Here is a 319-nt window from a genome sequence, read left to right on the forward strand (position 1 = left end):
AGAGACGATAACGTTGATAGGTTGCAGATGTAAAGGTGGTAACATCAAAGTCGAGCAATACTAATTACCCGAAAGCTTCTGAGTGGCGAGGTCAATCGCTGAATCTTACTAATGAAGGTTCTTTTATTTTACTTTTTCGATATGTCTACGATATTAGATTGACAACTGATCAATATGATCACCAAAGAGTCAACAATGATTTTAGGTGTTTATAGCGACGGGGTTCCACCTCTTCCCATTCCGAACAGAGAAGTTAAGCCCGTTAGCGCCGATGGTACTGCAGAGATGTGGGAGAGTAGGTCGACGCCAACCTTTAAAG

1 rRNA gene is annotated in these 319 nt (G+C 42.0%); it reads left to right on the forward strand.

Annotated features, from left to right (window positions below):
* The first annotated feature begins 201 nt into the window (after positions 1-201).
* Positions 202-312 (forward strand): 5S ribosomal RNA (gene rrf, locus DF185_RS23465).
* Positions 313-319: the final 7 nt, after the last annotated feature.

The sequence above is a fragment of the Marinifilum breve genome (genome assembly GCF_003202155.1).
Classification (GTDB): Bacteria; Bacteroidota; Bacteroidia; order Bacteroidales; family Marinifilaceae; genus Marinifilum; species Marinifilum breve.